We start from the raw sequence: 7184 nt of genomic DNA on the forward strand, positions 1-7184 counted from the left end.
CCTTCATAAGGATCCCGCCAGATGGCCCAGCCCGCATTGAAAGTGGTCGACATGCCCCCCGCGGAGAAGGACAAGGACAAGTCCAAGGCCATTGACGCAGCCCTGGCCCAGATCGAGCGCGCCTTCGGCAAGGGCTCGATCATGCGGCTTGGCAAGAACGACAAAGTGCAGGAGGTCGAGACCATCTCCACCGGTTCGCTCGGCCTTGACATTGCCCTGGGTGTCGGCGGCCTGCCCCGCGGCCGGGTGATCGAGATCTACGGCCCCGAATCGTCCGGCAAGACGACGCTGGCGCTCCACACCATCGCGGAGGCCCAGAAGAAGGGCGGCGTCTGCGCCTTCGTGGATGCCGAGCATGCCCTGGACCCGGTCTATGCCCGCAAGCTCGGGGTCAATCTCGACGACCTGCTGATCTCACAGCCCGATACCGGAGAGCAGGCCCTGGAGATCACCGACACGCTGGTGCGCTCCGGCGCCATCGACGTTCTGGTGGTCGACTCGGTTGCCGCGCTGACCCCGCGGGCCGAGATCGAAGGCGAGATGGGCGAGAGCCAGCCCGGCCTCCAGGCCCGGCTGATGAGTCAGGCCCTTCGCAAGCTGACCGGCTCGATCTCGCGCTCGAACTGCATGGTCATCTTCATCAACCAGATCCGGATGAAGATCGGCGTGATGTACGGCAGCCCCGAGACCACCACGGGCGGCAACGCCCTGAAGTTCTACGCCTCGGTGCGCCTCGACATCCGCCGTATCTCGACCCTGAAGGATCGGGACGAGGCGATCGGCAATCAGGTCCGCGTCAAGGTGGTGAAGAACAAGGTCGCGCCGCCGTTCAAGCAGGTGGAATTCGACATCATGTTCGGCGAGGGCGTGTCGAAGGTCGGCGAGCTGATCGACCTCGGCGTGAAGGCCGGGATCGTCGAGAAGGCGGGCGCCTGGTTCTCGTACAACAGCCAGCGTCTCGGCCAGGGCCGCGAGAACTCGAAGGGCTTCCTGCGCGACAACCCGAAGATCGCCGCCGAAATCGAGGGCTCGATCCGGCAGAACTCGGGGCTCGTGGCGGAGAAGATTTTGGAGACCGCGACGCCGAGCGCGGACGATCTCGACGAGGGCGAGGCGTAAGCCTCACCGCCGTAGCCGAGACAGGCTTGCGGCTGGCTCATCGACGCGAGACACTTGGCGGCCCCGGAGCCTCTCCGGGGCCGTTGGCCGTTCAGGAGCCCTGCACGCTGTGACCGACCTGTTGGACAAAGCCGTCGAAGCCGTCCGCGGCATGCCTCCGGAGACTCAGGAGACGATCGCGCAGGCGATGCTCGACCTGATGAATCTCGGCGCGCCCAGCGAGATACCGGCGGACGACCTTCAGGACGTTCTGGCCGGACTCGACGAGATCGGCCGCGGTGAGCTCGCCACGAACGAGGAGATAAAGGCGGCCTTCCGCCGCTTCGAACGATGACGGTTCGCCTTTCGCGCCGGGCGGTCCACCGCCTGACCGAGATCGCCGATTACCTTCATGCCAGAAACCCGCGCGCCGCTCTGGAGGCGCGGACCGCGATACAGGACTGCTTCGACCTGTTGGAGCGCTATCCCCACCTCGGTCGCCCGCTCCGCTCGGACGATCAAACCATCGCGCTGCGCGTCATGGCCGTGCCGCGATGGCCCTATCTGATCTACTATCAGGTTGAGGCGACTGTCGAAGTCGTGACCATCGTCACGATCCGCCACGCGGCCCAACGGCGTCTATCTTGATCGCCAACAGCCCCGATTCTAGAACGCGAAAGCCCCGCGTCGCCGCGAGGCTCCCACACACGCTGAACTCTGAACCCGAACCATCGGCTCCAGGCGCTGGGACCGCAGCCCCGCCACGCCCACCCGCCGGAGATCAGACCGCTTCGCCGGCCTCAGCCTGGACCGCCGCTCCACCTTCGACCAGCTTCCAGGTCTTGGTCTTCGAGAACGGACGGCACTCCTCGATGAACACCGTCTGCCCGACCTTGGCGACATTCGCCTCGTCGTGCGCGTGGTAGTTCTTGGACCGGCGGACGGTCTTCTTCATCACCGGGTGCGTGAAGCGACGCTCCACCTTCACCACGATGGTCTTCTCACCCTTGTCGCTGACGACGGTGCCCTGCAGGATGCGCTTCGGCATGGTTGTCTCCTAAAACCCGCCTCAGCCCTTGGCCTGCTGCAGCGTCTTGGAACGCTGCAGAGTCCGGACACGGGCGATGTCGCGACGGACCTCACGGACACGGGCGACGTTCTCGAGCTGGCCGGTGGCCCCCTGGAAGCGCAGGTTGAACTGCTCTTTCTTGAGGTTCAGCAACTCGTCATTCAACTGATCCGGCGACAACGCCTTGAGATCAGACACTCTCTGGGTCGACTTCACGATAGCCTCCGTTCAGTCGGCGATGCGTTGGACGACCCGCGTACGGATCGGGAGCTTCGCGGCGCCGAGGCGGAGCGCCTCCTTGGCGATGGCCTCGGCAACGCCGTCGACCTCGAACATGATCCGGCCGGGATGCACGCGGGCAGCCCAGTAATCCGGAGCACCCTTACCGGAGCCCATGCGGACTTCGGTCGGCTTCGAGGAGACCGGCACGTCCGGGAACACCCGGATCCAGACGCGGCCCTGGCGCTTCATCTCGCGGGTGATCGCGCGGCGGGCCGCCTCGATCTGGCGGGCGGTGACGCGCTCGGGCTCCACCGCCTTCAGACCGAACTGGCCGAAGTTCAGCTCGAAGCCGCCCTTGGCCGCACCGTGGATGCGGCCCTTGAACTGCTTACGGAAGCGAGTCTTTTTCGGTTGCAGCATGGCTTCCTACCTTACGCGTGCTCGCGACGTCCGCGCTCGCGGCCGCCCTCGCCATCGCGCTCACGGCGCCCGCCGGAACGGCCGCCCTCTTCCTGGGCCTTCTTGTCCTGGGCCATCGGGTCATGCTCAAGGATCTCGCCCTTGAACACCCAAACCTTGATGCCGCAAGTACCGTAGGTCGTGAACGCCGTGGCGGTGCCGTAATCGACGTCGGCGCGCAGCGTGTGCAGCGGGACGCGTCCCTCCCGGTACCATTCCTGGCGGGCGATCTCGGCGCCGCCGAGACGGCCCGAGCAGTTGATCCGGATGCCCTCGGCGCCCAGACGCATGGCCGACTGAACGGCCCGCTTCATAGCGCGCCGGAAAGCGACACGGCGCTCGAGTTGCTGCGCGATCGAGTCTGCCACCAGGGTGGCGTCGATCTCGGGCTTGCGCACCTCGACGATGTTGATGGTCACGTCGGCCTTGGTCATGGTGCCGACGAGCTTGCGCAGCTTCTCGATATCCGCGCCCTTCTTGCCGATCACCACACCCGGACGGCCCGAGTGGATGGTGACGCGGCACTTCCGGTGCGGACGCTCGATGACGATCTTGGAGACCGCCGCCTGCTTGAGCTGCTTCATGAGGGCGGCGCGGATCGCGACGTCCTCGTGCATGAGCTTCGCATAGTCGCCCTTGTTGGCGAACCAGCGGGAATCCCAGGTCCGGTTGATGCCGAGCCGAAGACCGATCGGGTTGACTTTCTGGCCCATCAGTTCCTCCTCAAGCCGCTTCGGCCTGGCGGACTTCACGAACCACGATGGTGAGGTTCGAGAAGGGCTTCAGGATACGCGCGCCGCGGCCGCGGGCGCGGGCGTGGAAGCGCTTGAGAACCAGCGCCTTGCCCACGAAGGCCTCGGAAACGACGAGATCGTCGACATCCAGATCGTGGTTGTTCTCGGCGTTGGCAATGGCGCTCTCGAGGCACTTCTTGACCTCGGTCGAGATCCGCTTGCGCGAGAACTCGAGCTCGGCGAGGGCCGTGTCGACCTTCTTGCCGCGGATCATTTGCGCCACGAGGTTGAGCTTCTGCGGACTGACGCGCAGCATGCGCGCGACGGCCTTCGCCTCGTTCTCGGGGAGCGCGCGGGGGGTGGCTTGCTTGCCCATCTCAGCGCCTCTTCGCCTTCTTGTCGGCCGCATGGCCGGGGAAGGTGCGGGTCGGCGAGAACTCGCCGAACTTGTGGCCGACCATCTCCTCGGACACGTAGACCGGGATGTGCTTCTGCCCGTTGTGCACACCGAAGGTGAGCCCGACGAACTGCGGAAGGATCGTGGAGCGGCGGCTCCAGATCTTGATGACCTCGGAGCGCGAGGAACCCCGCGCCGCTTCGGCCTTCTTGAAGAGGTAGCCGTCGACGAACGGCCCCTTCCAGAGAGAGCGTGCCATAGCGATTACTTCTTGCGGTTGTGGCGGCTGGACAGGATGAACACGTCGGTCCGCTTGTTGGACCGGGTCTTCTTCCCCTTGGTGGGCACGCCCCAGGGCGTGACCGGGTTGCGGCCGCCCGAGGTACGACCCTCGCCGCCGCCGTGCGGATGGTCGACCGGGTTCATCGCCACGCCGCGAACGTGCGGGCGCTTGCCAAGCCAACGGTTGCGCCCGGCCTTGCCGAGCGAGATGTTCATGTGGTCCGGGTTCGAGACCGCACCGACGCTGGCAAAGCACTGACCATGGACGAGACGCTGCTCGCCCGAGTTCAGGCGGAGCGTTACGTAACCCTGGTCGCGGCCGACGATCTGCGCGTAGTTGCCAGCCGAGCGGGCGATCGCGCCGCCCTTGCCGATCTTCAGCTCGACGTTGTGGACGATCGTGCCCACCGGCATCGAACCGACCGGAGCGGCATTGCCCGGCTTGATGTCAACGCTCTCGCCGGCCACCACCTTGTCGCCCGGCTGAAGGCGCTGGGGAGCCAAGATGTAGCTCTGCTTCCCGTCGGGGAAGTTGATCAGCGCGATGAACGCCGTGCGGTTCGGATCATACTCGATCCGCTCCACGGTCGCGGACACGCCCAGCTGTTCGCGACGCTTGAAGTCGACATTGCGCAGGACGCGCTTGTGGCCGCCGCCGCGGAAGCGGACGGTGATGCGGCCAAGGTTGTTGCGGCCGCCGGAGGACGACTTGCCCTCCGTCAGCGCCTTCACCGGCTTGCCCTTGTAGAGCTCACGGCGGTCGACGAGTACGAGCTGGCGCAGGCTCGGCGTGACCGGTTTGAATGTCTTCAAGGCCATCGGCTTGGATCCCTAAAACCCGTCCTCAGAGCCCGGTCGTGACGTCGATCGAGTGGCCCTCGGCCAGGGTCACGATCGCCTTCTTCACGTCGGAGCGCTGTCCGCGGAGGCCGCGGAAAATCTTCTTCTTTCCCTTGGTGACAAGGGTGTTTACGGCCGTGACCTTCACGTCGAACAACTTCTCAACCGCCTCTTTGATCTGAGGCTTGGTCGCCTTGGGGGCGACGCGGAAGACAACCTTGTTCTGCTCGGTCAGGTTCGTCGCCTTCTCGGTGATCACCGGGGAGACAACGATGTCGTAGTGGCGCGGATCGGCACTCATTTGAAACGCTCCTCCAGCGCGTCGACGGCAGCCTTCGTCAGGACGAGCGTGTCGCGGCGCAGGATGTCGTAGACGTTGATGCCCTGCACGGGCAGCACGTCGATCTGCGGGATGGCGCGGGCGGCCCGGCCAAAATTCACGTCGACCTCGGCACCGCCGATGATCAGCGCGTTGGAGAGGCCCATCTTGCCGAAACGCTCGATGAGACCCTTGGTCTTGTGATCCTCGATCTTGATGTCGTCGACGACGATCAGGGTCGAGGCCTTGGCTTTCGCCGAGAGGGCATGGCGCAGGGCCAGCGCACGGACCTTCTTGGGCAGATCGTGGCTGTGGTCGCGCACCACCGGACCGAAGGCCCGGCCGCCGCCGCGGAACTGCGGCGCCGAGGCCGCGCCGTGGCGGGCGTTACCGGTGCCCTTCTGCTTGTACAGCTTCTTGCGGGTCCGGTTCACGTCGGAGCGGTTCTGTACGGCGTGGGTGCCTGCGCGCCGCTTGGCGAGCTGCCAGCGAACCATGCGCTGGAGCAGGTCTGCCCGAGGCTCCAGCCCGAAGATCTCTTCGTTCAGCTCAACCGAGCCGGCGCCGGCGCCGTCGAGGGTTTTGATATCGAGCTTCATCACGCGGTCTCCTCAGCCGCAGCGGCTTCGGGAGCCGGGATGGGCGCGCCGTTCTCACGGAACTTGCCCGGCAGCGGAACATCGGCGGGGAGCTTGCGCTTAACCGCGTCGCGGATCTGGATCCAGCCGCCAGCGACGCCCGGCACCGCGCCCTCGACCAGAATCAGGCCGCGCTCGGGATCGGTACGCACGACGCGTAGGTTCTGGGTGGTGACCCGCTCGACACCAAGGTGACCCGGCATCTTCTTGTTCTTGAAGGTCTTGCCCGGATCCTGACGGCCACCGGTCGAACCGATCGAACGATGCGAGATCGACACGCCGTGGGTGGCGCGCAGACCGCCAAAGTTCCAGCGCTTGATACCGCCAGCGAAGCCCTTACCGGTGGTGGTGCCGGTAACATCCACGAACTGGCCGGGGATGAAGTGGTCCGCGGTGATTTCAGCGCCGACCGGGATCAGCGCGTCCTCGGACACGCGGAACTCGGCGAGCTTCTTCTTCGGCTCGACCTTGGCGACCGCGAAGCGGCCACGCTCTGCGGCCGAGACGTTTTTGACCTTGGCCTTGCCGACGCCGACCTGCATCGCAACGTAGCCGTTCTTCTCGACGGTGCGGTGAGCAACCACCTGGCATTGATCGATCTTAAGCACTGTGACGGGGACATGCTCCCCCGCGTCCGTAAAGACGCGGGTCATGCCGACCTTCTGTGCGATGACGCCTGAGCGCATAGGTTCTCTCCCTCGCGCGATGAAACGGTAAGCTCTAAGTCCTCAGCGGACTCAGAGCTTGATCTCCACGTCCACGCCGGCGGCGAGGTCGAGCTTCATCAGCGCGTCCACGGTCTGCGGCGTCGGATCGACAATATCGAGCACCCGCTTATGCGTGCGCATCTCGAACTGCTCGCGCGACTTCTTGTCGATGTGCGGCGAGCGGTTGACGGTGAACTTCTCGATATGCGTCGGCAGCGGGATCGGACCCCGGATGGTCGCGCCGGTGCGCCGGGCCGTGGAGACGATCTCCTTGGTCGACGCATCGAGGATGCGGTGATCGAACGCCTTCAGGCGGATTCGGATGTTCTGACCGTTCATGTTCCTAGAACCTACAGAGGGACGGCGGGGTGTGCGGGGGCTTGACCCCGCCGCGCCCTGCTAAGGATGCTTGCTCGAGT

Annotated in this window: 14 protein-coding genes; 3 read left to right on the plus strand and 11 right to left on the minus strand. The window is 65.4% G+C overall.

Annotation, left to right across the window (positions count from 1 at the left end):
- The first annotated feature begins 21 nt into the window (after nt 1-21).
- From recA to OXS49_RS07540, 3 genes are all read left to right on the plus strand, one after another.
- Complete coding sequence (recA, locus tag OXS49_RS07530) at nt 22-1119, plus strand: recombinase RecA (RefSeq protein ID WP_267423116.1); 1098 nt, start codon at nt 22-24, stop codon at nt 1117-1119.
- Between the two features lie 109 nt (nt 1120-1228).
- Nucleotides 1229-1453, plus strand: coding sequence for a hypothetical protein (locus OXS49_RS07535; protein WP_267423118.1), 225 nt, complete (start codon nt 1229-1231; stop codon nt 1451-1453).
- A complete protein-coding gene (locus tag OXS49_RS07540) occupies nt 1450-1746 on the plus strand; it encodes a type II toxin-antitoxin system RelE/ParE family toxin (protein WP_267423120.1) in 297 nt (98 codons plus the stop codon). Before OXS49_RS07535 ends, OXS49_RS07540 begins: the two co-directional genes overlap by 4 nt.
- A gap of 133 nt (nt 1747-1879) precedes the next feature.
- Here the strand turns inward: OXS49_RS07540 and rpsQ are convergent, their stop codons facing one another.
- Genes rpsQ through rpsJ form a run of 11 tightly spaced genes read right to left on the minus strand, consistent with a single transcriptional unit; the run spans nt 1880 to nt 7104 of the window.
- Nucleotides 1880-2146, minus strand: coding sequence for a 30S ribosomal protein S17 (gene rpsQ / locus OXS49_RS07545; RefSeq protein WP_267423122.1), 267 nt, complete (start codon nt 2144-2146; stop codon nt 1880-1882).
- 21 nt (nt 2147-2167) lie between these two features.
- Nucleotides 2168-2383, minus strand: coding sequence for a 50S ribosomal protein L29 (gene rpmC / locus OXS49_RS07550; protein WP_243905825.1), 216 nt, complete (start codon nt 2381-2383; stop codon nt 2168-2170).
- 12 nt (nt 2384-2395) lie between these two features.
- A complete protein-coding gene (rplP, locus tag OXS49_RS07555) occupies nt 2396-2809 on the minus strand; it encodes a 50S ribosomal protein L16 (RefSeq protein ID WP_091719330.1) in 414 nt (137 codons plus the stop codon).
- A gap of 11 nt (nt 2810-2820) precedes the next feature.
- Nucleotides 2821-3561: a 30S ribosomal protein S3 gene (rpsC, locus tag OXS49_RS07560; protein WP_243920342.1), complete on the minus strand. Its 741-nt coding sequence runs from the start codon at nt 3559-3561 to the stop codon at nt 2821-2823.
- Nucleotides 3562-3571: 10 nt separating this feature from the next.
- Entirely contained in the window at nt 3572-3958 is a 387-nt protein-coding gene (gene rplV, locus OXS49_RS07565) for a 50S ribosomal protein L22 (RefSeq protein WP_243920340.1), read from the minus strand.
- 1 nt (nt 3959) lies between these two features.
- Nucleotides 3960-4238, minus strand: a complete 279-nt coding sequence (gene rpsS, locus OXS49_RS07570) for a 30S ribosomal protein S19 (RefSeq protein ID WP_192708807.1) — start codon at nt 4236-4238, stop codon at nt 3960-3962.
- 5 nt (nt 4239-4243) lie between these two features.
- Entirely contained in the window at nt 4244-5080 is an 837-nt protein-coding gene (gene rplB / locus OXS49_RS07575) for a 50S ribosomal protein L2 (RefSeq protein ID WP_243920338.1), read from the minus strand.
- A gap of 25 nt (nt 5081-5105) precedes the next feature.
- Nucleotides 5106-5402: a 50S ribosomal protein L23 gene (locus tag OXS49_RS07580; protein ID WP_020094257.1), complete on the minus strand. Its 297-nt coding sequence runs from the start codon at nt 5400-5402 to the stop codon at nt 5106-5108.
- Nucleotides 5399-6019 (minus strand): 50S ribosomal protein L4, encoded by a 621-nt coding sequence (gene rplD, locus OXS49_RS07585; RefSeq protein WP_243997711.1) that lies wholly within the window; start codon nt 6017-6019, stop codon nt 5399-5401. The genes OXS49_RS07580 and rplD overlap by 4 nt, the downstream gene beginning before the upstream one ends.
- On the minus strand, nt 6019-6744 hold the full coding sequence (rplC, locus tag OXS49_RS07590) for a 50S ribosomal protein L3 (RefSeq protein ID WP_267423132.1): 726 nt from the start codon (nt 6742-6744) through the stop codon (nt 6019-6021). The genes rplD and rplC overlap by 1 nt, the downstream gene beginning before the upstream one ends.
- Nucleotides 6745-6795: 51 nt before the next feature.
- Nucleotides 6796-7104 (minus strand): 30S ribosomal protein S10, encoded by a 309-nt coding sequence (gene rpsJ / locus OXS49_RS07595; RefSeq protein WP_043351245.1) that lies wholly within the window; start codon nt 7102-7104, stop codon nt 6796-6798.
- Nucleotides 7105-7184 lie beyond the last annotated feature (80 nt).

Origin of the sequence: Methylobacterium sp. GC_Met_2, assembly GCF_026540795.1 — a bacterium.
Lineage (GTDB): Bacteria > Pseudomonadota > Alphaproteobacteria > Rhizobiales > Beijerinckiaceae > Methylobacterium.